This window comes from Nocardioides convexus, assembly GCF_011090295.1.
Genome location: NZ_JAAMYA010000001.1, coordinates 1,663,844 through 1,683,842, shown reverse-complemented (window position 1 = coordinate 1,683,842; position 19,999 = coordinate 1,663,844). Strand labels below are relative to the sequence as shown.

The following is a 19,999-nucleotide window of genomic DNA, read 5'->3' as shown; positions in this document are numbered from 1 at the left end:
CGGACTCGCCCTGGCCCTGTGCTGCCTGCTCGCGACAGGCCCGGCGCCCTCGGCGTCAGCCGCCCAGCCCGGCGAACTCCCGGCCTTCACGCAGGTGCAGGCCCCCAGCGTCGCGGGCGTACGACGCTACGGCCACCGCCTCGTCGTCTCCCCGGGCCGGTGGAGCCCGACCCCGGCGACGAGCCGCTACCAGTGGTACCGCGACGGGCAGCCGCTGGCCGGCGCCACCACCCGGGTCCGTGACATCGCGCCCGGCGACGTGGGCCACCGGCTCGCCGTACGGGTCACCGTCACGCACCCGACCCGGACGCCGGGCACGGCCGTCGTGCAGGCTGGGCGTGGTCAAGCACCGCGTCGACACCCGCCGCGTGGTCCGCTACTCGGTGCGCACCAAGGGCCGGGTGCCCGCCGACCTGGCGAGGTTCAAGACCCTCGCCCAGCAGACCTACGACGACCCGCGCGGCTGGCGCGGCCGGGGCGTGAAGTTCGTCCGGGTCGCCTCCGGCGGCGCCTTCACCCTGTGGCTCTCCGAGGCCGCCCGGGTGCCCGGCTTCTCCTCGGTGTGCAGCGCGCAGTGGTCGTGCCGGGTGGGCCGCAACGTCGTCATCAACGTCGAGCGCTGGCAGCACGCCTCACCCGCGTGGAACCGCGCCGGTCGCTCGCTGCGCGACTACCGGCACATGGTCGTCAACCACGAGACCGGTCACTGGCTCGGCAAGGGGCACGCGTCCTGCCCGCGCCCGGGCGCGCTCGCACCGGTCATGCAGCAGCAGTCGAAGGGCACCCAGGGCTGCCGGCTCAACCCGTGGCCGACGCTCGGCGAGTCTGCGCCGCCGCTGATCCAGTCGCCGGCTCAGCGGTGCCAGGTGAGCCGCTGCGAGCGGTTCCAGAGGCTGCCGGGCACCGGCCCGAGGCCGAGCACCCGGGTGGCCAGGTTGGCGAGGTCGCCGTTGCGGATCGGCTGGGGGCCGGAGAACCCCGGGCGCGACCGGCCCGGGTCCTTGATGAACCGCGGGTCGTTGAGCCGGTACAGGTTGGCGTGGGTGACCCCGCGACCCCACACCACGAACGGGATCCGGTAGTTGTCCCACCGCGTCGCCACGTCGTGGCCCTTGGTCCCCGGCGTGCCCCCGTGGTCGGCCGTGAGCACGACGACGGTGGAGCGGCGCAGCCGGGCGTTGTTGCGGATCGTCGTCAGCACGCCGCCGACGAGCCGGTCGAGCTTCACCACCGCCCGCAGGTACGCCGGGCTGAGCCAGCCGTAGGCGTGGCCGGTCTGGTCGGCCAGACCCAGGTGCAGGAAGGCGAAGGAGCGCTTCGTCGCGAGCAGGTCGCGACGAAAGAGCGTGGTCAGCGTGGCGTCGTCCTCCTTGCGGATGACGGTGCGCGCGATGTCCCGGGGCCACGACCGGGTGAAGAGGGTGAATTTCGTCTTCGTCGAGAACAGCGACGTCGAGCCGCCGGCCGCGTGCACCACCCGGAACACCGAGGAGACGTCGTGCCCGGCGGCCCTCTGCACGCTCGAGCCGGCGACGTCGGTGTTCCAGGTGACGCCGTGACCGCCGTGGAGCCTTGTCGATGCGGCGCCCGGTCACCATGCTGGTGTGGTTGGGCAGGGTGACGGTCTGCTCGATCTGTGCGCGCGCGTTGAGCGTGCCGGCGCCCTCGCGGAGGAGCCGGTAGAGGTTCGGCAGGCGGGCCGCGCCGAGGCGGGTGATCGCGGTGGGGTTGAGCCCGTCGAGCGAGATGGCGACGACCCGGAGGTCGGCCGCCGCGGCGGCGACCTGTCGTGCCTCGGAGGAGCCGGCCCGCTCCGCGGCGGGGGCACCGCACCCGGTCAGCAGGCCGAGCAGCAGGGCCAGGACGAGGGAGAGGGCGACGGCGCTGGCACGCCCGAGCCGGCTCGCGGTGGTCACCGTCCGAGCATAGGCCTCCGACGTGATCTCGGTCCCTGAATGCCGACTGCGGGGGTGCCGACGCCGTAGTCTGGCCCGGTGCGGCACCAGGACCACCACGACGTCGACGTCGACGCCCCGATCGGGATCTTCGACTCCGGGTTCGGTGGACTGACGGTCGCGCGGTCGGTGATCGACCAGCCTGCCGCACGAGTCGATCACCTATGTCGGCGACACCGCCCGCCAGCCCTACGGCTCCAAGCCGATCGGCGAGGTGCGGGAGTACGCCCTGGAGTGTCTGGACCACCTCGTCGACCAGGGCGTCAAGGCGCTGGTGATCGCGTGCAACTCCGCCTCGGCGGCGATGCTGCGCGACGCCCGGGAGCGGTACGACGTCCCAGTGGTCGAGGTGATCTTCCCGGCTGCCCGCCGCGCGGTGGCCGCCTCGCGCAGCAACCGGATCGGCGTCATCTGCACCCGTGCCACCGCGGAGTCGTTGGCCTACGAGGACGCCTTCGCCGCGGCGCCGCACATCGACCTCACCGTTCGCGCCTGCCCGCGCTTCGTCGACTTCGTGGAGGCGGGGGTGACCGGTGGCGAGGAGCCTGATCGCGCTCGCCCACGAGTACCTCGACCCGCTGAGCGAGACTCGGCGTCGACACCCTGGTCCTGGGCTGCACGCACTACCCGCTGCTGACCGGCGTCATCTCCTACGTCATGGGCGACGAGGTGAGCCTGGTGAGCAGCGCCGAGGAGTGCGCCAAGGACGTCTACCGGATGCTCGCGGACCGGAGCCTGATGCGCCCGGGCGGCGACCCGGCGTACTCCTTCGCGACGACCGGCTCCCCGGCGGAGTTCGAGACGATCGGGCGCCGCTTCCTCGGCCCCGAGTTCGGTGGCGGCCGGACAGTTCGCAGGGGGTCTCGCATGAGCCAGGACGTGGCACCGGAGACGACCCTGCTCAAGACCGCGGCGGCGTCGGCGGCCGAGCACTCCGTGAAGGTCACCGTGGTGGGCTGCTCGGGCTCCTACCCGGGCCCGGACTCGCCGGCCAGGCTGCTACCTGGTCCAGGCCACCGACGCGCTGCGCACGTGGAGCCTGGTGCTCGACATGGGCAACGGCGCGCTCGGCACGCTGCAGCGCTACGTCGACCCGCTCAAGGTGGACGCGGTGCTGCTCAGCCACCTCCACGCCGACCACTGCGTCGACATGACCAGCCTACTACGTCCTGCGCAAGTACCACCCCTCCGGCACCCAGCCGCGGATCCCGGTGTGGGGACCCAAGGGCACCGCCAAGCGGCTCGCCAAGGCCTACGACCTGCCCCGCAAGCCGGGGATGCGCGAGGAGTTCTCCTTCCGCGTCTACGCCAAGCCGATCGCGCTCGGCCCGTTCACGATCGAGCCCTTCGAGGTCGACCACCCGGTGCCGGCGTACGGGCTGCGGGTGAGCGCGTTCGGCAAGGTGCTGGCCTACAGCGGCGACACCGGCCCGACCGACGCGCTGTTCGAGTCTCGCCGCCGACGCCGACCTGTTCCTGTGCGAGGCGTCCTTCCGCGAGTGCGACGACAACCCGCCGAGCCTGCACCTGACGGGCAAGGAGGCCGGCGAGATCGCGACCCAGGCCCGCGCGAAGCGGCTCGTCGTCACCCACGTGCCGCCCTGGCACGACGCGCAGGAGATCCTCGCCGAGGCCAAGGACGCCTACGGCGGCCCGTTGCAGCCTGGCCGCGCAGGGCGACGTCTACGAGCCTCTGAGCCCTACTCCACCGGGTGCCCGGCGTCGCGGATGCACAACGCGATCTGCACCCGGTTGGTCGTCTCCAGGCTTCTCGAAGAGCCGCGAGACGTGGCCCTTCACCGTCGGCACCGACAGGTGCAGGCTCGCTGGCGATCTCGGCGTTCGACAGCCCGCGCCCGACGGCCGTGGCGACCTCCGGCTCCCGCTCGGTGAGCCGCTCCAGCCGGCGCTGCGCCTCCGCGGTGCGGCTGTCGCCGGAGTCGGTGCGGACCCGCTCGATCAGGGTGCGGGTGACCGAGGGGGAGAGCATCGGGTCGCCGTCGGCGACCTTGCGGATCGCGGCCACGATCTCGCCGGGCGGGGTGTCCTTGAGCAGGAACCCGTCGGCGCCGGCGGCGAGCGCACCCACGACGTAGTCGTCGGCGTCGAAGGTGGTCAGCACGATCACCCGCGGCGGGTCCGCCTCGCCGTGCAGGAGCCGGGTCGCGGCCAGGCCGTCGAGCACCGGCATCCGGATGTCCATCAGCACCACGTCCGGCGCCAGGCTCCCGGGCCATCCGGACGCCGGCCCGGCCGTCGGGAGCCTCGCCCACCACCGCGATGTCGGGCTGCCCACCCAGCATCAGCGCCAGCGCGGAGCGCACCAGCGGGTCGTCGTCGACGATCAGCACGTCCGTCACGTCACTCGCCCTCCACCCTCGCCGGCTCCTCGAACGCCCACGGTAGCCAGGCCCGGAGCACGAACGACGGCACCTGCTGCCCGTCCGGCGAGGCGGGCTCGATCCCGTGCACCAGGGTGCCGCCGCGCAGGCTCGGCGCGCTCGGTGAGGCCGACCAGGCCCAGCCCGGCGCCCGGGGTCCGGGTCGGGCCGAAGCCGATGGCGTTGCGGAGCACCACGTCGACGCCCTCGGTGGCAGAGCCGGCGACGAGCACGTGCAGCGCGGCGGCCGGGGCGTGCTTGGTCGCGTTAGTGATCCCCTCCTGCACGATCCGGTAGATCGTGCGGCCCACGGCGGCGGGCGGCGACTCGTGACCGGCCAGCCGGTCGTCGTACTCGATGGAGGCGCCGGCGAGACGCGCGTCGGCGACCAGCGTGCCCAGGTCGTCGTACGTCGGCTGGGGACCGGTGAGAGGAGCGCCGTCCCCGGTCTCGCGGAGCACCCCCAGCACCTCGCGCAGGTCGGTGAGCGCCTCGTGGGCCTTGGCCTGGATGACCGCGACGCTGCTGCGCATCTCGTCGGCGCTGAGGTCCTCGCGGAAGGTCAGGGCCCCCGCGTGCAGGGAGATCTGCGAGATCCGGTGCGCCAGCACGTCGTGCATCTCGCGGGCGATCCGGGCGCGCTCGGTGGAGCGGGCCTGCTGGGCGCGCAGGTCGCGCTCGGCCTCGGCGGTCTCGGCGCGCTGGCGCAGCGTCCACAGCAGGCTCGCGGCGCGAGCCGATGTACATGCCCCACGCCATGGTCGCGGCGACGGCGGCGATGGTGATCAGGGTGAGCAACCACCACGGGTCGGTGTCGTGCACCGGCTGCACCTGGTAGTACACCCAGGTCATCGCCAGGTTGAGCGAGGCGGCGGTGAGGATCTGCCACCACCGGCGGTGGGTGGCGAGCGAGACCACGGCGAGGGTGGAGGCGCCGCCGGACAGCGGACTCAGCGGCGTCGCCAGCAGGGTGATCACCGCGACGGCCATCGGCCAGCGCCGGCGCCAGAAGACGAGCACGAAGCACGCCAGCCCGACGGTGAGGTCGGTCCAGAACAGCGCGGGGTGCTCGTCGGCCTGGGCGTCCATCACCGGCGCCCACACCACGAAGCCGACGACCAGTGCCAGAAGGTAGCGCCACACGTGGCTCCACAGCCGCAGCGGCGGCTGGAGGTCGGCGGAGCCTGTCCATGGCCCGAGACTAGGGCTCTCGGCGGCCCGCGCGGCAGTGACCCCGGGACCGGGCACCCCCTACTTAAGTCCGTGGGGTTCGGGACGCAGGTCCGATGTGCCGGGCTGCCCGATCGGGCAGGGTGGAGGCATGATCACAGTTGATCGACTCACGGTCTCCTACGGCGGGTTCACCGCCGTCGACGACGTCGACTTCGTCGCCCAGCCGGGTCGCGTCACCGGCTTCCTGGGCCCGAACGGCGCCGGCAAGTCCACCACGATGCGCGTGATGGTCGGCCTGACGCCGCCGACCCACGGCCAGGTCACCATCGGTGGCCTGCGCTACGCCGACATCCCGAACCCCGGCCGCCACGTCGGCTCGCTGCTCGACGCCTCGGCCCAGCACGCCGGCCGCACGGGCCGCGAGATCCTCACCATCGGCGCGCAGACGATGGGCCTGCCCAAGGCCCGCGTCGACGAGATGCTCGCCCTGGTCGGTCTCACCGACGACGAGTCCAGTCGCCGGCTGCGCAACTACTCGCTCGGCATGAAGCAGCGCCTCGGCATCGCGCACGCGCTGCTCGGCGACCCGTCGGTGCTCATCCTCGACGAGCCCGCCAACGGCCTCGACCCGGCGGGCATCCGCTGGATGCGCGGGCTGCTCAAGGGCTACGCCGACCGCGGCGGCACCGTGCTGCTCTCCAGCCACCTGCTGCACGAGGTGGAGATGATCGCCGACGAGATGATCCTCATCGGCCACGGCCGGATCGTCGCGCAGGGCGACAAGAAGTCCCTGCTCGCCGGTGCCCAGGGCGCCGGTACCAGCCTGGTGACCTCGCTCGACAACGCGACGCTCACCAGCGCGCTCACCTCCGCCGGGCACGCCGTCGAGCAGGCCGGCGAGGGCCTCAAGGTCACCGCCTCGACCGAGCAGGTCGGCCGGATCGCGCTGTCCTCCGGCGTCGTGCTCACCGACCTCCGGTCCGGCGGCGTCGGCCTGGAGGACCTGTTCCTCGAGCCTGACCTCGTCGACCGCCCGCGAGGCGGTCCCCGGCGTCGCGACCGCCCCGACCCACGGAGGTATCCCGGCATGAGCACCACCGTCCCCTCGGCGCCCGGAGCGCCGGTCACCCTCGACCTGTCGAAGAGCGGCCCCACGCCGTTCGGCCGCCTCGTGCGCGTGGAGTGGCGCAAGATGGTCGACACCCGCGGCGGCTTCTGGCTGCTCGCCGTCACCGCCGGCCTGATCGGCCTGACCGTTGCGCTGACCCTGCTGATCGTGGGCCTCAACGACCTCGGGGTGACCTTCAACGGCCTCATCTCGAACGTGATGGTCATCCCGGTCTCGCTGCTCGTCCCGGTCTTCGCGGTCCTGATCGTGACCAGCGAGTGGAGCCAGCGCTCGGCGCTGACCACCTTCACCCTGGAGCCGCACCGCCTGCGCGTGATCTGGGCGAAGGCTCGTCGCGGTCTCCGCCCTCGCGGTGACCACGATCGTGGTCGCCTTCCTCTTCGGTGCGCTCACCAACGTGCTCTGCGGCGCGATCACGGGCAACGACGTGGTCTGGGACCTGGAGCCCGACCGGATGTTCTGGCTGGCCGTCAACCAGGCTCATCTACTTCGCGATCGGCTTCGCACTCGGGATGCTGCTGCTCAACACCCCGGCCGCGATCGCGCTGTACTACGTCGTCTCGCTCATCTTGCCGATGATCGTGTGGGGCGTGCTCTACAGCCTCTTCGAGTGGGCGCGCGACCTCATCCCGTGGATCGATCCCGGCTACGCCCTGCAGCCGCTGATCAGCGACATCGACCCGATGGGCGACGCGACGGTCGTGGACGCGATGACCTTCGTGCGCGTGCTGTTCACGATCGTGCTGTGGGTGGTCATCCCGGTCACGCTCGGGGCGCTGCGCCTCAAGCGCGCCGAGGTGAAGTAGCCCGGACCCGCTCCCTGCGGATCCCGGGCCCGCAGGGATCGACCTGAAACGGTCACCGGTCGTTGTCGGACACGACACCGGCCGGTGACCGTCTGCTTTCCCGCCCCCGCGACCTTTGCCGCCGTGGGCAACGGATACCTGCGCTTCGCCGCTCTCGGCGACAGCACCACCGTCGGCCTCGGGGACCCGGTCCCCGGCGGTCGCTGGCGGGGCTGGGCCCGGTTGCTGAGCGAGGCCCTGCAAGCGTCGTACGACGTGTCGTTCTGCAATGTCGCGATCTCCGGCGCCACCGCCGCGGTCGTGCGCGAGGAGCAGGCTCGCGGAGGCGGTCGCGCACCGCCCCGACCTGGCCTCGCTGCTGGTGGGCGTCAACGACACCCTGCGCTCCACCTGGTGCCCGGACCGGTTGCACGACGACCTCCACCACATCGCCGGCGAGCCTGAGCGCGGCCGGGGCGACGCTGATGACGGTGCGCTGGCACGACCACGGCACGATCCTCGGCCTGCCGCGGGTGGTGGTCCGGCCGATCAGCGAGCGGATCGCCCTCCTCAACGACGTCTACGACGACGTGCACGCGACCTACGGCGGCCTGCGTCTCGACCTCGCCCTGATGCCGGAGGTGCTCGACCGGGGGAACTGGTCGATCGACCGCTTCCACCCCTCCGAGATCGGCCACCGCGCGCTGGCGCGGGCGTGGGCCGAGCGGCTGCGGGTGGCCGGCTTCGACCTGCCGCTGCCCAGCCTCGACCCGGAGGGCGGCTGCCCGCCGAGTCGGCGCCGCGACGTGGCCTGGATGGTCACCGAGGGCGCGCCGTGGGTGGGCCGCCGGGCCCGCGACCTGGGCCCGTGGGCCGTTCGGCGGGTCTGGGCGGTCGCTCGGTAGGTTGGCTCCATGAGCACCCGCGAGGACGGCCGCGCCGACGACGAGCCTGCGACCCATCAAGATCACCCGGAACTGGCTGGACCACCCGGCGGGCTCGGTGCTCGTCGAGTTCGGCAAGACCCGCGTGCTGTGCGCCGCCTCGGCCTCCGAGGGCGTGCCGCGCTGGCGCAAGGGCTCCGGGCTGGGCTGGGTGACCGCGGAGTACGCCATGCTCCCGGCCTCCACCAACACCCGCTCCGACCGCGAGTCCGTCAAGGGCCGCATCGGTGGGCGCACCCACGAGATCAGCCGCCTGATCGGCCGCTCCCTGCGTGCGATCATCGACGACAAGGCGCTCGGCGAGAACACCATCCAGATCGACTGCGACGTCCTCCGGGCCGACGGCGGCACCCGCACGGCCGCCATCACCGGGGCCTACGTCGCCCTGGCCGACGCCTGCGCCAAGCCTGAACGTCCCGGCGGCCCTCACCGGCTCGGTCGCGGCGGTCAGCGTCGGCATCATCGACGGCACGCCGCGCCTGGACCTGCCCTACGTCGAGGACGTGCGCGCCGAGACCGACATGAACGTCGTGATGACCGGCGACGGCAAGTTCGTCGAGGTGCAGGGCACCGCCGAGGGCGCCGCCTTCGACCGCGCCGAGACTCGACGCGCTGCTCGCGCTCGCCGAGAAGGGTTGCGCCGACCTCACCCGCCTGCAGCGCGAGGCGCTGTCGGCGTGAGGCTCTTCGTCGCCTCCCGCAACGCCAAGAAGATCGCGGAGATGCAGCGGATCCTCGCCGCGCACCTCCCCGGCGCCGAGGTGGTCGGGCTCGACGACGTCGCCCCGTACGACGAGCCGGTCGAGGACCAGCCCACGTTCGCGGGCAACGCCCTGCTCAAGGCCCGCGCCGGCGTCGCCGCCACCGGCCTGCCCTCGATCGCCGACGACTCCGGCCTCTGCGTCGACGCGCTCAACGGGATGCCGGGCGTGCTCTCCGCACGCTGGTCGGGACAGCCGAGGTCCGACGAGCGGAACAACCGGCTGCTGCTCGACCAGACTCGCCGACGTACCGGACGAGCGGCGGGGTGCCCACTTCCTGTGCGCCATCGCGCTGGCCCACCCCGACGGGCGCGAGTCTGGTCGTCGAGGGCCGGATGGACGGCAGCGTGGCCCGCGAGGTGCGGGGGAGCGGCGGCTTCGGCTACGACGTGCTCTTCGTCGCCGACGAGCGCCCCGGCCTGACCACGGCCGAGTCTCAGCCGCGAGGAGAAGGACGCGATCTCCCACCGCGGCAAGGCGCTGCGCGAGATCGCGCCGCTCGCCGCGGACCTGCTGGGCTGACCCGCTCGGTGCCGGAGGCGGGACTCGAACCCGCACACCCGAAGGCACAGGTACCTAAAACCTGCGTGTCTGCCAGTTCCACCACTCCGGCTGAAGCGGCACGAGTCTAGGCGGGTGCCTGCCGGACGCCGTTGCCAGATCCGGCTTCGCGCCCTCGAAAGCCCACCGCCCCCGGGGCAGGATCGAGCCATGACGATCGACCTGGACGCCCTGACCGCGCTCTACGAGGACCTGCACCGGCACCCGGACTCGGCACCCAGGAGCGCCGGACGGCGGGGATCGTCGCGGATCGCCTCAGCGCCCTCGGGTACGACGTGACGGCCGGCGTCGGAGGCACGGGGGTCGTCGGGGTGCTGGCGCGCGGCGAGGGGCCGAGCGTGATGCTGCGGGCCGACATGGACGCGCTGCCGGTGCGCGAGGAGACCGGGCTGGCCTACGCCAGCACCGACACCGCGACCGCGGCGGACGGCACCGAGGTGCCGGTGATGCACGCGTGCGGGCACGACGTGCACGTCTCCTGCCTGCTGGGCGCGGCAGAGCAGGCTGGCGGGCGAGGACGACTGGCGGGGCCGGGTGGTGCTGGTCTTCCAGCCCGACGAGGAGGGCGGCACGGGGGCGCGCTCGCTGATCGCGGACGGCCTCTTCGAGCGGTTCGGCACCCCGGCCGTCGTGCTCGGGCAGCACGTCGCGCCGCTGCCGGCGGGCGTGCTCGGCGTGACGCCCGGACCGGCGTTCGCGGCGACCGACATGATCCGGGTGGTGCTGCACGGGGAGGGCGGGCACGGCTCGCGCCCGGAGTCCGCGGTGGACCCGGTGGTGATGGGCGCCTCGCTGGTGCTGCGGCTGCAGACGGTCGTCTCGCGCGAGGTCGGCGGCAGCGACATGGTGGTGCTGACGGTGGGCACCTTCCACGCCGGCACCCGCGGCAACATCATCCCGGACCGGGCGGTGCTCGAGATCAGCCTGCGCACCACCGACCCCGCCGTGCGGGACAAGGCGGTGGCCGCGATCGAGCGGATGGCGAAGGCCGAGGCGCTGGCGGCGGGTGCACCGCGCGAGCCCGAGGTGGAGGTGCTCTTCTCGCTGCCGGCGGTGGTCAACGACGCCGGTGCGTGCGAGCAGGTGGCGGCGGCGTTCGCCGCGACGGGGCGGTTCCTGGTCGTCGACCCGGGCGCGGTGACCGGCAGCGAGGACGTCGGGATCCTCTCCGACACGGCCGGGGTGCCCGGCGCCTACTGGCTGCTCGGCGGGGCCGACCCGGCGACCTTCGCGGGCGCGACCACGGTCGAGGAGCCTGACCGCCCGGGTGGCGGCGCTGCCGGCCAACCACTCGCCGTACTTCGCCCCGGTGGCGCGCCCGACCCTGGAGTCGGGCGTGGCGGCGCTGGTCAGCGCCGCCCGCGCCTACCTGGGCTGAGCCTCACTCGGCCCAGCGCCAGGTCGTCAGCATCTCGTCGAACTTGTCGAGCACGTCGCTGTCGCCGTCCTTGAGCGAGACGGTGAGCGAGTAGCCCTTGTCGCCGTTGATGACGAGGTACGAGCGCTGCTGCACCTTGACGTCGTTGTCGTTGGTCCGGGCGATGTCGACCGACAGCGCCGTCTGGCCGTCGATGGTGATGTTGGCGCCGTCGGTGATCTCGGCACCGGTGTCGGAGGAGACCAGGGCCTTCTTCCAGTTGTCCTTGAGGTCGTTGGGGTCGGTGTAGCCGTAGGACGACTGGGTCTCCACGATCACGTTGCCGCGCGCGGTGTTGAAGCTTGTCGCCCCACAGGAAGACCTTGTCGAGGGTCGGCACGTCCTTGTTCTGCGCGAGGAACTCGGTGGTCCCGTCGGTCCAGCCCTTGGGGAGCCTGCACGGTGTAGCCCTTGCCCTCGACCTGCGGGCCGCCGATGTCGGGGACCTCGGTGCTCGGGTCGTCGGTGGGCTCGTCGGTGGTCTTGCTGGTCGGGTCGTCGGCCTTCTTCGGGTCGTCCTTGCCGTCCCCGCTGAGCGCGACCGCGGCGATGACGCCGCCGACGATGAGCACTAGCGCGGCCACGACGCCGGCGATGATCAGGCCGGTCCTGCTCTTCTTGGGCGGCGGCTGCTGCGACCACCCGCCGGCGTACGCCGGGGCGGGCGGCGCGTAGCCACCCGGGCCGCCGGGCTGGTGCGGCGGGGAGACGATCGGCTGCTGCGGGGAGGCCACCGGCGAGGTGACCGGCGGCAGCGGCGGGCGCACCGGCGAGGCCACCGGCGGGTACGACGGCGCGGGCGGTGCCGGGGGAGCGGAGGTCTGCGCGTCGGGGTCGAGCCCGGTCACCAGCGGCTCGGGCACCTTGCCGAGCGCGAAGCCGAGCACGGCGACCGCCCACTGGCACCCGCGCACGTCCGCGCTGCCGCGGTCGCGAGCCAGCCGCTGGCCCGCGGACTCGACGGCGTCGGCGGGGTTGGCACCGCTGTCGAGCATGGTGACCAGCCCGTCGAGGGCGCCGAGCCGGACGGCGTCGGTGAGGAGGTTGATGGTGCCGCTGGAGGCCTGGCCCTCGTCGAGGTAGTCGTCGAGCGAGCCGCGGAACGCGCCGGCGTCACGGAACGAGCTCGTGGCCGTGGTCGCGGGCGAGGTTGGCGAGCGACTGGTGGAGCGAAGTCATCGGGTGTCCTTCGAGTGGTCGGGGCGGTCAGGCCGCGAGGCCGAGATCCCTGCGGAGCCTTGGCGACGTGTCCGGTCGCCTTGACGTTGTACTGCGCGAGACTCGATCCGGCCGTCCGTGCCGACGACGAAGGTGGAGCGGATGACGCCTTCGACCACCTTGCCGTAGAGCTTCTTCTCGCCGAAGGCGCCGTAGGCCCGGTGGACCTCCGACTCGGGGTCGGAGAGCAGGGTGATGCCGAGACCGTCGCGCTCGCGGAACTTCGCCAGGCTTGGCCGGGGCGTCCTTGGAGACCCCGACGACGGTGTAGCCCGCCGCCTGGAGCGCGTCGAGGGAGTCGGTGAAGTCGCAGGCCTGCTTCGTGCAGCCGGGCGTCATCGCGGCCGGGTAGAAGTAGACGATCACCTTCTTGCCCTCGCCGAGGAGGGACGCGAGGGAGACCTCCGCACCGGTGTCCGTGGGCAGGGTGAACGCGGGGGCGGTGTCGCCGGCGGCGAGGCGGGCCTGGTCGCTCATGGGATGCGGGCTCCTGACGGGCTGGTGCTGTTGCAAACGGCATGCAATAAGGTGGGATCTGCTCGGAACCATCTAACTACCCCTCTCGCCCGCTGCCGAACACCGGACGACCAAGGAGCCTGTGCCATGCACGTCCCCGACGGATTCCTCGACGCGCCCACCTCGGTCGCGACAGGGGTGATCGCGGCCGCCGGCGTGGGGGTGGCGCTGCGCAAGGCGCGCGCCGAGCTCGACGACCGCACCGCGCCGATGGCGGGCCTCGTCGCGGCCTTCGTGTTCGCCGGGCAGATGATCAACTTCCCGGTCGGCGCGGGCACCAGCGGGCACCTGCTCGGCGGCGCGCTCGCCGCGGTGCTGGTCGGTCCCTGGACGGCCACGCTGTGCATCAGCGTCGTCCTGCTCGTGCAGGGGCTGTTCATGGCCGACGGCGGGCTGACCGCGCTCGGCACCAACATCACCTTGATGGCGATCGTCGGCGTCGCGGTCGGGTACGCCGTGTTCCGGCTCGTGCTCGCGGTCCTCCCGCGCAAAGCTCGGCTCGGTACCGGTCGCCGCCGCGGTGGGCGCCCTGGTCTCGGTGCCGGCCGCCGCCACCGTCTTCACCCTGCTCTTCGCGATCGGCGGCACCGCCGACGTCGCCACCGGCAAGGTGCTCACCGCGATGGTCGGCTGGCACCTGGTCATCGGCGTCGGCGAGGCGATCGTGACGGGCCTGGTGGTGAGCGCGGTGCTCGCCTCCCGCCCGGACCTGGTGCACGGAGCCCGGGGCCCGGCCGCCCGCAAGCCCCTGCTCACCTCGGAGGCCGCCGCATGAGCGCGCACCGCAAGTTCCTCCTCGCCGGTCTCCTGGTGGCGCTGCTCGTCGCCGGCGTCGGCAAGCTACTACGCCAGCAGCCATCCCGACGGCCTCAACTACGTCGCGGAGAAGACCGGCTTCATCGAGAAGGAGAAGACCGACGGCCCCGCGTCGGACAGCCCGCTCGCGGGCTACAGCACCAAGGGCGTCGACAACGACCGACTCAGCGGGGGTATCGCCGGTGTCGCGGGCGTGCTGCTGACCCTGCTGATCGGTGGAGGCCTGTTCTACGGCCTCCGGCGTCGCGGCGGCTCCGTGGAGGATGTGGCCTCCACGGAGCCTGCCGCGACGGCAGACGTGGACTGATGGGCGCCGGCTGATGGGCGCCGGGCACGGCCACCGGCTGCACTTCCACGGGCACTCCGTCGTCCACCGGGCGCCCGCGCACCTCAAGGTGCTGGCGCTGCTGGGGTTCGTGCTGCTCGTCGTGGCCACGCCCCGGGAGTGGTACGCCGCCTTCGCGGTGCACCTCGCGATCCTGCTCGGGGTCCTCGCCCTGGCCCGGGTGCCCTTCACCTACGTGCTGCCGCGGATGGTGATCGAGGTCCCCTTCCTGCTGTTCGCGGCCCTGATCCCGTTCGTCGCGGAGGGCCCCCGGGTCGCCGTACCGCTGCCGTGGGGGTGGGACGTCACGGTCTCCTCCTCCGGTCTGGAGGCGGCCTTCGGGCTGGCGGTCAAGGGCACCCTCGGCGTGCTCGCCTCGCTGACCCTGGCCGCGACCACCGAGCCGACCGAGGTGCTGCGCGGGCTGCAGCGGCTGCACTTCCCGGACCTGCTGGTGCAGATCATGTCGTTCATGGTGCGCTACCTCGACGTGGTCACCGCCGACCTCGGCCGGATGACCACCGCGATGCGCTCGCGCGGGGTGGACCCGAGGTCGCCCCGGCACTGGCCGGCCCTGGCCCGTACGCTCGGGGCGCTGTTCGTGCGGTCCTACGAGAGGGGGGAGCGGGTGCACCTCGCCATGCTGTCGCGCGGGTACGACGGCCGCCTCCCCGAGCCCGAGCGGTCCCTCCGATGACCCCGGTGCTCGACCTGCGCGGCGTCGCCTTCGCCTACCCCGACGGCCACCAGGCCCTGTTCGGGGTGGACCTGCACGTCCACCACGGCGAGCGGGTCGCGCTGCTCGGCCCCAACGGCGCCGGCAAGACGACCCTGGTGCTGCACCTCAACGGCATCCTCTCGGCGGAGTCCGGGCACGGCGAGGGCAGCGTCGCGGTGAGCGGGCTGCCGGTGACGAGGAAGAACCTGCTGGAGATCCGCCGCCGGGTCGGCATCGTCTTCCAGGACCCCGACGACCAGGCTCTTCATGGGCTCGGTGCGCGCCGACGTCGCCTTCGGCCCGGCCAACCTCGGGCTCAAGGGTGCCGCGCTGGAGAAGCGGGTGATGGCCGCGCTGGAGCAGGTCGGGATGGCGGAGTTCGCCGACCGGCCGCCGCACCACCTCTCCTTCGGCCAGCGCCGGCGGGTCGCGGTGGCGACCGTGCTGGCGATGGAGCCGGAGATCCTGGTGCTCGACGAGCCCAGACTCGAACCTCGACCCCGCCTCGCGCCGCGAGCTCGCCGACATCCTGCGCGGGCTGGACGTGACCGTGCTGATGGTGACCCACGACCTGCCCTACGCCCTCGAGTCTCTGCCCGCGCTCGGTGGTGCTCAGCAGCGGCCGGGTGGTGGCCGACGGACGCACCTACGACGTGCTGACCGACGAGGCCCTGATGCGTGCCCACCGGTTGGAACTGCCCTGGGGCTTCGACCCCCGCACCGTGCCGGTTGATAGCCTGCCAGGGTGAGTGACACTCCCTCTGACATCGAGCGCGAGATCGAGGAGGCCCGTGAGCGTCTGGCGGGCACCATCGACCAGGCTGCTCTACCGGTCGCACCCCAAGACGATCGTGAGCCGCGAGGTCGCCCAGGTGAAGGCGCACTACGTCGACGCCGGCACCGGCGAGCCGCGCACGGACAACATCTTGAAGACCGTGGGCGCCGTCGTCGGCGTGATCGCGCTCTTCGTGGTGGTCCGCAAGATCACCCGCTGATCCCGGGACCGTGTCCGACAAGACACCGATCAAGATGCTGCACGACCGCATCTTGTGCGAGATCGACACCGAGGCCGGTGAGCGGCGCTCCTCCGGCGGCATCGTCATCCCCGCCACCGCGGCGATGGGCGCGCGCCGGCTGGCCTGGTCGCGCGTCGTCGCGGTCGGACCGCACGCCCGCGCCGTCGCGGTCGGCGACAAGGTCCTCTTCGACCCCGAGGACAAGGCGGAGGTCGAGGTCGCCGGCGAGGTCTACGTCGTGATGCGCGAGCGCGACATCCACGCCGTGGCCGCCGAGCGGCTCGGCGACGAGGCCGCGGGCCTCTACCTGTAGCGCCTGGCCCCGTCGTGCCCGCCGGGGTGGAGCCGGGTGGACCCACTAGCCTCGCCGCATGACGGTCGAGGTCGAGAAGCACGGTCCGGTCACGCTGGTCACGCTGTCGCGCCCGGAGGTGCGCAACGCCGTCGACGCCGAGCACGCACGGCTGCTGACCGAGGCCTTCACCGCGTTCGACGCCGACGACTCCGCCTCCGTCGCGGTGCTCCACGGCGCGGGTGGGGTCTTCTGCGCCGGTGCGGACCTCAAGGCGGTCTCCGAGGGCCGGGTCGACGTGGGCGCGCCGGGCGAGGGGCCGGCCGGGATGGGCCCGACCCGGATGCTGCTGTCGAAGCCGGTCATCGCCGCCGTCGACGGGTACGCCGTGGCGGGCGGCCTCGAGCTCGCGATCTGGTGCGACCTGCGGGTGGTCGACCCGGCCGCCGCCCTCGGCGTCTTCTGCCGGCGCTGGGGCGTGCCGCTCATCGACGGTGGCACGGTGCGCCTGCCGCGGCTGATCGGCCACTCCCACGCGCTCGACCTGATCCTCACCGGCCGCGAGGTCGGGGCCGAGGAGGCGTTGCGGATGGGCCTGGCCAACCGGGTGGCGGCGCCGGGCGCGGCACGCGAGGAGGCGCTGGCCCTGGCCGCACAGACTCGCCGCCTTCCCGCAGACCTGCCTGCGCCAGGACCGGCTGTCGTCGTACGGGCAGCACGAGACTCGGCCTGGACGAGGCGATCGCGGCGGAGTGGCGGCACGGCCTGGTCTCGCTGGCCGCCGATACCCTCGACGGTGCGTCCCGATTCGCCGGGGGCGCCGGGCGCCACGGGGCGTTCGACCAGCCGTAGGAGAGGGACGTCGTGGTCAACCGGGTCGGTCGTGGTTCACGTGAGCCGATGGAGCGCCTGGTCCGGATCGCGGCCCTGCTGCAGGCCCGTGCCGACGCCGGCGTGAGCGCGGAGGCACTGATCCGGGCCGCCGGGTTCGACGGCAGCGCGGATCCCGGCACCCAGATCAGCCGTGAGATCCGGCACCTGGAGAACCAGGGCTGGCACATCGAGAACCTCGCCGGGATCGGCGAGGTCGCCCACTACCGGATGACCACCGTCGACAACCGGCTGCGGGTCCGGCTCACGCCCGGCCAGCAGGCCGCCCTGCGCCGGGCGGTGCAGGCTCGCCGACCGCAGCGACCTGGCGCGCCGGCTCGGGCTCCCGGAGCCGGCGGCCGCGCCGACCCCCGCCGGCGCCGCACTGGACGCGGTCCCGCCGCCCGCACTGAGCCTGGTCGTGGACGCGGTGCGCGACCACCGGTGCTGCGCTTCGGCTACAAGGGCATCCCGCGGGTGGTGCACCCGGAGTCGCTGCGCAACCAGGTCGGCACCTGGTACCTGCGCGGCGTCGAGGACGGCGACCCGGATGCCCGGCTGAAGACCTTCGTGGTGTCCCGGATGGTCGACGCCGATGCCGACGAGGTCGGCTCGGCCCGCCGCCTGCCCGCCGCGCGGCACCACGGGCTGCACCCGATGGAGTGGGAGGTGGACCCGCCCGTCGAGGTCACCCTCGCCGCGCCGGCCCACTACGCCCCCGACGTACGACGCTGGCTGGGCGAGCCGCTGGCCGTCGTACCGGGTGCGGACGACACGGTGCTGCTGCGCTACCGGATCACGAACCGCGAGGCCCTGCGCAGCCGCCTGATCGAGCTCGGCCGCCGGGTGAGCGTCGTCGCGCCCGACGAGGTGCGCGCCGAGTCTGGTGGCGGCCCTGGAGGCGGCACGGTGAGCACCCCGCCGCGCTACGTCGCCCGGATCGCCCGGCTGCCCCAGGTCTTCGAGCAGGCTCGCCCGCCACCCCGAGGGAGTCGCGCTGGAGACCCTGGCCGCCGACTTCGGGACGACGGTCGCCGAGCCTGCGCGAGGACCTGCTCGCCTTCTACACCGCCGACCTGGCGGGGGAGTGGCTCTCCGCGCGGCCCGAGGTGCTGGAGTTTCTCGGTCCCGAGGGCACCGCCGAGGACCCGGGCACCGCGGGGATCGTGCGGATCGCGGCCGACGGCCCGGTCGACCTCGGGGTGGAGTACGTCGACGCCGGCGAGACTCGGCCACGTCTACACCGCCGCGCTGGCCCTGCTGGACATCGAGCCCGACAACGCCGAGTCGGCCGACGCGATCGACGTGCTCGCCGAGACGATGTTCGGGGAGGGTGACGCGGGCGAGGCCCCCGAGCCCGCGGTGGCGGACTGGAACCGGCTGCTCCCGCAGTTCCAGCGCGCCCGCGAGCAGCGCCGTGCGGTCCGCGTGGTCTACTCCCGGGCCTGGCAGCCGGGGGTCTCGGAGCGGGAGATCGAGCCGTACCACCTGGTCCAGACCCGGCGAGGCTGGGAGGTCGACGCCGGCCCGGTCGGCCCCGACGGCAGCCTGCGGACCTACCTGCTCTCCAACATCCGCTCCGTCGAGGTGCTCGAGCGCACCTTCGAGGTGCCCGCCGGCCTGGAGGAGCCTGCTGGCGGCGCAGCGCGCGACCACGCGGGTCAAGGTGGTGCTGCCGCAGAGCGCGCGCTGGGTGGCCGACTTCTACGCCGAGCGGGTCACCTTCGTGCGCGACGACCACGAGCACGCCGAGGTCGACCTCGGTACTGCTGCCGCCGGTCGGGCCGCGGGTGGGCCGGCTGCTGCTCGTCGCCGGCCCGGACGCCTTCGTCGTCGACCCGCCGCAGGCTGCAGGAGGAGGCCGCCGCGGCCGCCGAGGACCTGATCGCGCACCACACGGCGTCGCCGCCGGGTCAGTCGGGCACCGCGTCGTAGAGCGCCTCCGTGGCGCCGGTCGCCAGCGCCCAGTAGCGGTCGCCGTAGGACCAGTGCCACCACTCGGTGGGGTAGTTGACCAGCCCGGCCGCTCCGAGCGCGCCGGCCAGCACCCGGCGGTGGGCCAGCGCCTCGCCGGTCACCTCGGGATGCCAGGTGTAGCAGCGTCCGCCGCTCTCCTCCGGTGACGCGTCGATCGGTGTGCCCAGGTCGAGTCTCGATCCCGTCGGTGGTCTCCAGGGTGAGGTCGACGGCCGCGCCGGCGGAGTGCGGGGCGATGGCCGGGGGAGAGACGAAACGGCTCGCGAGCGCGTCGAGTCTCGGCCTCGTCCAGGTGCGGCCGGGCGGTGCGGAGGCGGCCCCGGTAGCCGTGGAAGTAGCGAGCCTGGAGGGAGGGTGGTCGGTAGCCCTCCACGAAGCGCAGCCGCAGGCCGTCGGGCAGCGCGGCGGCGGCCTCCGCGAGCCGCTCCCGGACGGGGGCGCGCAGGAGGCGCCAGGCGCCCGCGGCGTCGTGGGCCCGGGGGTCGACGGAGAGCCGCGGGACCCCCGTGACGTCGACGAGCGGCAGCGGTCCGTCGGTCCGGGTTGAGATCGAGGTCACCCGAGGGTCCGCCATCAGCACGACGTCCGGGGTCATGTCGCAGGAGCCTAGTAGGGTTCTCTTGAGCGGTTCAGGAAGCGGGCTGCCCGGCGGGTCTCGGTGACCCACGATGTCCGGGGGACCCCGTGCAACCCAACAGCCCTGTCCTGGTCGAGTTCGACGGCGAGTCCGTCCCCGGCCTCCTGCTCAAGGTCAAGGACGACGGCACGTCGCTGCTGGTCACCTTCGAGCGCGAAGGCCGCGTCTCGACGTCGTGGCTGCCCGCGGACACGGTCCGGGCGGCGCCCTGACTCAGGTCGCGTCGAGTTCGGAGTTGAGCGAGTCGACGACCTCCTGGGCGACCTCGCGCAGGCTTCACGTTGCTCGTGGAGGAGGCGCGCACGAGGAACTGGAAGGCACGCGTCTCGGAGATCCGGTAGCGCTCCATGATGATCCCCACGGCGGTCCCGATCGCCTGGCGTGAGGCCACCGACTCCTTGAGCTGGTGCTCGTGCCGCGCGCGGCCGAGGGCGATCGCCGCGTGCGCCGCGAAGAGCTCGGCCAGCCTGGATCGCGTCCGGGTCCACCCCGGGCTCGAGCGCGTAGA

Annotated in this window: 22 protein-coding genes, 1 tRNA gene and 12 pseudogenes; 24 read left to right on the top strand and 11 right to left on the bottom strand. The window is 73.2% G+C overall.

What is annotated here, in order from left to right; all coding sequences use genetic code 11:
* Window positions 1–55 precede the first annotated feature (55 nt).
* Together G5V59_RS12540 and G5V59_RS12535 are read right to left on the bottom strand one after the other, a co-directional pair.
* Window positions 56–346: a hypothetical protein gene (locus G5V59_RS12540; protein WP_278256639.1), complete on the bottom strand. Its 291-nt coding sequence runs from the start codon at window positions 344–346 to the stop codon at window positions 56–58.
* A gap of 286 nt (window positions 347–632) precedes the next feature.
* Window positions 633–1,916 (bottom strand): alkaline phosphatase family protein, encoded by a 1,284-nt coding sequence (locus tag G5V59_RS12535; protein ID WP_278256638.1) that lies wholly within the window; start codon window positions 1,914–1,916, stop codon window positions 633–635.
* 78 nt (window positions 1,917–1,994) lie between these two features.
* Between G5V59_RS12535 and murI the strand changes: the two are divergent.
* Window positions 1,995–2,777: pseudogene (gene murI / locus G5V59_RS12530) on the top strand (glutamate racemase); the annotation flags it as partial.
* Window positions 2,778–3,166: 389 nt separating this feature from the next.
* Window positions 3,167–3,652, top strand: a complete 486-nt coding sequence (locus G5V59_RS12525) for a hypothetical protein (RefSeq protein WP_278260297.1) — start codon at window positions 3,167–3,169, stop codon at window positions 3,650–3,652.
* Between the two features lie 3 nt (window positions 3,653–3,655).
* Here the strand turns inward: G5V59_RS12525 and G5V59_RS12520 are convergent.
* The 3 genes and pseudogenes from G5V59_RS12520 to G5V59_RS12510 all read right to left on the bottom strand — a co-directional run.
* Window positions 3,656–4,258 (bottom strand): annotated as a pseudogene (locus G5V59_RS12520) (response regulator transcription factor).
* A 53-nt stretch (window positions 4,259–4,311) separates the two neighbouring features.
* On the bottom strand, window positions 4,312–4,623 hold the full coding sequence (locus G5V59_RS12515) for a hypothetical protein (protein WP_278260296.1): 312 nt from the start codon (window positions 4,621–4,623) through the stop codon (window positions 4,312–4,314).
* A gap of 219 nt (window positions 4,624–4,842) precedes the next feature.
* Window positions 4,843–4,956, bottom strand: a pseudogene (locus G5V59_RS12510) (sensor histidine kinase); the annotation flags it as partial.
* 701 nt (window positions 4,957–5,657) lie between these two features.
* Between G5V59_RS12510 and G5V59_RS36605 the strand changes: the two are divergent.
* The 7 genes and pseudogenes from G5V59_RS36605 to G5V59_RS36595 form a co-directional block, all read left to right on the top strand.
* A complete protein-coding gene (locus G5V59_RS36605) occupies window positions 5,658–7,217 on the top strand; it encodes an ATP-binding cassette domain-containing protein (protein WP_341350928.1) in 1,560 nt (519 codons plus the stop codon).
* The gene (locus G5V59_RS12495) at window positions 7,151–7,444 is read left to right on the top strand and encodes a hypothetical protein (protein ID WP_278256636.1); all 294 of its coding nucleotides are present in this window, start codon (window positions 7,151–7,153) and stop codon (window positions 7,442–7,444) included. Before G5V59_RS36605 ends, G5V59_RS12495 begins: the two co-directional genes overlap by 67 nt.
* 123 nt (window positions 7,445–7,567) lie before the next feature.
* A complete protein-coding gene (locus tag G5V59_RS12490; RefSeq protein WP_278256635.1) occupies window positions 7,568–7,888 on the top strand; it encodes a GDSL-type esterase/lipase family protein in 321 nt (106 codons plus the stop codon).
* Between the two features lie 20 nt (window positions 7,889–7,908).
* A complete protein-coding gene (locus G5V59_RS12485; RefSeq protein ID WP_278256634.1) occupies window positions 7,909–8,328 on the top strand; it encodes a hypothetical protein in 420 nt (139 codons plus the stop codon).
* A 97-nt stretch (window positions 8,329–8,425) separates the two neighbouring features.
* Window positions 8,426–8,713 (top strand): annotated as a pseudogene (gene rph / locus G5V59_RS12480) (ribonuclease PH); the annotation flags it as partial.
* Window positions 8,640–9,374, top strand: a pseudogene (locus G5V59_RS36600) (non-canonical purine NTP pyrophosphatase); the annotation flags it as partial. The pseudogenes rph and G5V59_RS36600, both read left to right, overlap by 74 nt.
* Before the next feature lie 89 nt (window positions 9,375–9,463).
* Window positions 9,464–9,511: pseudogene (locus G5V59_RS36595) on the top strand (hypothetical protein); the annotation flags it as partial.
* Between the two features lie 148 nt (window positions 9,512–9,659).
* On the opposite strand, the gene G5V59_RS12465 reads toward G5V59_RS36595, so the two are convergent.
* A tRNA-Leu gene (locus G5V59_RS12465) sits at window positions 9,660–9,741 on the bottom strand.
* Between the two features lie 98 nt (window positions 9,742–9,839).
* Between G5V59_RS12465 and G5V59_RS12460 the strand changes: the two genes are divergently transcribed.
* Window positions 9,840–9,968 (top strand): hypothetical protein, encoded by a 129-nt coding sequence (locus G5V59_RS12460; protein WP_278256633.1) that lies wholly within the window; start codon window positions 9,840–9,842, stop codon window positions 9,966–9,968.
* A gap of 255 nt (window positions 9,969–10,223) precedes the next feature.
* Window positions 10,224–11,141, top strand: coding sequence for a M20/M25/M40 family metallo-hydrolase (locus tag G5V59_RS12455; protein ID WP_278256632.1), 918 nt, complete (start codon window positions 10,224–10,226; stop codon window positions 11,139–11,141).
* Here the strand turns inward: G5V59_RS12455 and G5V59_RS12450 are convergent.
* From G5V59_RS12450 to bcp, 3 genes and pseudogenes are all read right to left on the bottom strand, one after another.
* On the bottom strand, window positions 11,071–11,379 hold the full coding sequence (locus tag G5V59_RS12450; RefSeq protein ID WP_278256631.1) for a hypothetical protein: 309 nt from the start codon (window positions 11,377–11,379) through the stop codon (window positions 11,071–11,073). The two genes, G5V59_RS12455 and G5V59_RS12450, sit on opposite strands and share 71 nt — an antisense overlap.
* 2 nt (window positions 11,380–11,381) lie before the next feature.
* Window positions 11,382–12,101: a hypothetical protein gene (locus tag G5V59_RS12445; RefSeq protein ID WP_278256630.1), complete on the bottom strand. Its 720-nt coding sequence runs from the start codon at window positions 12,099–12,101 to the stop codon at window positions 11,382–11,384.
* A gap of 211 nt (window positions 12,102–12,312) precedes the next feature.
* Window positions 12,313–12,801, bottom strand: a pseudogene (bcp, locus tag G5V59_RS12440) (thioredoxin-dependent thiol peroxidase).
* 3 nt (window positions 12,802–12,804) lie between these two features.
* Here bcp and G5V59_RS12435 point away from each other — a divergent pair.
* The 12 genes and pseudogenes from G5V59_RS12435 to G5V59_RS12380 form a co-directional block, all read left to right on the top strand.
* A pseudogene (locus tag G5V59_RS12435) lies at window positions 12,805–13,263 on the top strand (energy-coupling factor ABC transporter permease); the annotation flags it as partial.
* 97 nt (window positions 13,264–13,360) lie between these two features.
* The gene (locus G5V59_RS12430; RefSeq protein ID WP_341351203.1) at window positions 13,361–13,615 is read left to right on the top strand and encodes an energy-coupling factor ABC transporter permease; all 255 of its coding nucleotides are present in this window, start codon (window positions 13,361–13,363) and stop codon (window positions 13,613–13,615) included.
* Window positions 13,616–13,735: 120 nt separating this feature from the next.
* A pseudogene (locus tag G5V59_RS12425) lies at window positions 13,736–13,963 on the top strand (PDGLE domain-containing protein); the annotation flags it as partial.
* 13 nt (window positions 13,964–13,976) lie between these two features.
* Entirely contained in the window at window positions 13,977–14,678 is a 702-nt protein-coding gene (gene cbiQ, locus G5V59_RS12420) for a cobalt ECF transporter T component CbiQ (RefSeq protein WP_278256629.1), read from the top strand.
* Window positions 14,675–14,944 (top strand): annotated as a pseudogene (locus G5V59_RS12415) (ATP-binding cassette domain-containing protein); the annotation flags it as partial. The gene cbiQ and the pseudogene G5V59_RS12415, both read left to right, overlap by 4 nt.
* Window positions 14,945–14,966: 22 nt before the next feature.
* A pseudogene (locus tag G5V59_RS36590) lies at window positions 14,967–15,122 on the top strand (cobalt ABC transporter ATP-binding protein); the annotation flags it as partial.
* Between the two features lie 127 nt (window positions 15,123–15,249).
* A complete protein-coding gene (locus tag G5V59_RS12405; RefSeq protein ID WP_278260295.1) occupies window positions 15,250–15,432 on the top strand; it encodes a hypothetical protein in 183 nt (60 codons plus the stop codon).
* A 12-nt stretch (window positions 15,433–15,444) separates the two neighbouring features.
* Window positions 15,445–15,489 (top strand): annotated as a pseudogene (locus G5V59_RS12400) (hypothetical protein); the annotation flags it as partial.
* Window position 15,490: 1 nt separating this feature from the next.
* Entirely contained in the window at window positions 15,491–15,694 is a 204-nt protein-coding gene (locus tag G5V59_RS12395; RefSeq protein ID WP_278256628.1) for a hypothetical protein, read from the top strand.
* A gap of 34 nt (window positions 15,695–15,728) precedes the next feature.
* Window positions 15,729–16,028 carry a co-chaperone GroES gene (locus G5V59_RS12390; RefSeq protein WP_278256627.1) on the top strand — a complete coding sequence of 100 codons (300 nt, stop codon included), beginning with the start codon at window positions 15,729–15,731 and terminating at the stop codon, window positions 16,026–16,028.
* 58 nt (window positions 16,029–16,086) lie between these two features.
* Window positions 16,087–16,965 carry a crotonase/enoyl-CoA hydratase family protein gene (locus G5V59_RS12385; protein WP_278256626.1) on the top strand — a complete coding sequence of 293 codons (879 nt, stop codon included), beginning with the start codon at window positions 16,087–16,089 and terminating at the stop codon, window positions 16,963–16,965.
* Window positions 16,908–18,812 carry a WYL domain-containing protein gene (locus tag G5V59_RS12380; RefSeq protein ID WP_278256625.1) on the top strand — a complete coding sequence of 635 codons (1,905 nt, stop codon included), beginning with the start codon at window positions 16,908–16,910 and terminating at the stop codon, window positions 18,810–18,812. The genes G5V59_RS12385 and G5V59_RS12380 overlap by 58 nt, the downstream gene beginning before the upstream one ends.
* Here G5V59_RS12380 and G5V59_RS12375 read toward each other — a convergent pair.
* Together G5V59_RS12375 and G5V59_RS12370 are read right to left on the bottom strand one after the other, a co-directional pair.
* Window positions 18,791–19,009, bottom strand: coding sequence for a M15 family metallopeptidase (locus tag G5V59_RS12375; RefSeq protein ID WP_278259823.1), 219 nt, complete (start codon window positions 19,007–19,009; stop codon window positions 18,791–18,793). The two genes, G5V59_RS12380 and G5V59_RS12375, sit on opposite strands and share 22 nt — an antisense overlap.
* A complete protein-coding gene (locus G5V59_RS12370) occupies window positions 18,952–19,449 on the bottom strand; it encodes a hypothetical protein (protein WP_278256624.1) in 498 nt (165 codons plus the stop codon). The genes G5V59_RS12375 and G5V59_RS12370 overlap by 58 nt, the downstream gene beginning before the upstream one ends.
* Before the next feature lie 89 nt (window positions 19,450–19,538).
* On the opposite strand from G5V59_RS12370, the gene G5V59_RS12365 reads away from it, so the two are divergent.
* The gene (locus G5V59_RS12365) at window positions 19,539–19,703 is read left to right on the top strand and encodes a hypothetical protein (RefSeq protein WP_278256623.1); all 165 of its coding nucleotides are present in this window, start codon (window positions 19,539–19,541) and stop codon (window positions 19,701–19,703) included.
* Window positions 19,704–19,999: the final 296 nt, after the last annotated feature.